The sequence below is a fragment of the Pseudomonas meliae genome (assembly GCF_001400515.1).
Classification (GTDB): Bacteria; Pseudomonadota; Gammaproteobacteria; order Pseudomonadales; family Pseudomonadaceae; genus Aquipseudomonas; species Aquipseudomonas amygdali.
Genome location: NZ_LJQT01000174.1, coordinates 1 through 1152 on the forward strand (window position 1 = coordinate 1; position 1152 = coordinate 1152).

Sequence of the window (1152 nt, forward strand, 5' to 3'; positions counted from 1 at the left end):
AGAATAAATCAGCGGCTCCTTAATACGAGCCCAAGGGATTCTTCAGTCTTAGATAATCTGAGCCAAAAAGCGCGCTGATTGCGACCCGTTACAAGTAGCTATTACGCGCGTATCCCCCCCCTGATACTCCCGCACTTTCTAACCATCCCACTGCATCGCTACGCAGTCGGCTATCAGCTGTCTGGCGTTTGGCTGTGCCTGGCCTTACCTATATGAGGTGTACCGTGCTGCTACCTTTTGAGCTGGACCCTGAAATCATTCAACACATCATCCATAGTCAGGCCGGATCGATCGGCAAGGCCATCATCGAGCTGGTGATGAACTCTGTAGACGCCGATGCCACCGCATTGCGCCTGACCATGACCAAAGAGGGTTTTCACTGCGCTGATGACGGTCGCGGATTTGCCAGCCGCAATGACGTGTTGCGTTACTTCGGACGCTTTGGCACACCGCACCAGGAAGGTGATGCCACTTATGGCCGGTTCCGGCTAGGCCGGGGCCAGATCATGGCGCACGCCAAAACACGTTGGGCTTCCAACGATTGGCAGATGACCGTTGATACCCGCTCGATGGGCTATAACTACGAGCTGGACGATCTTGAACACGGCGCACCGGGTTGCTCCATCGAGGGCATCTGGTACGAACCGCTCAACGATTTGGAGTTGATGTCTGCCGTCCAGGAGATTCGTGACCTGGTGCGTTATACCCGCATCAGCGTTGAACTCAATGGCCGCATCATTACCCGCGATCCTGCAACGGAAAAGTGGGACTTTGAAGACGAATACGCCTATTACCGGGCCAAGGAAGAAGGCGCGGTTTCGATCTACAACCAGGGCGTGCTGGTCCGTCACGATTCCTCGCACCTCTGGGGGGCTGGAGGCCTGATCGTGACCAAGCAGGCGATTGCCCTCAACGTCTCCCGTAGCGAGATACTGCGCAAGACCTGCCCGGTCTGGAAAGCCATCGCCAAGGTGTTCGGCCCGTTGGCTGATAAGGTCTCGGGGGAATTGGGTGGACGCCGCAAGACAGAAGCACGTCGAGCGCGATCAGCACTGTCGTTGCTCAGCGGTGCAGCTGATGTAGGCAAAATATTTTGTCATGAAGAAGTCATCACGGTACTGCCAGGCAAACGGCATACTGAACCGCCCCGGG

General features: G+C 56.2%; 1 protein-coding gene. It reads left to right on the plus strand.

From position 1 onward, the window contains the following. Nucleotides 1-224 precede the first annotated feature (224 nt). A partial coding sequence (locus ALO64_RS07870; protein WP_174517435.1) for an ATP-binding protein occupies nt 225-1152 on the plus strand: 928 nt, incomplete at its 3' end.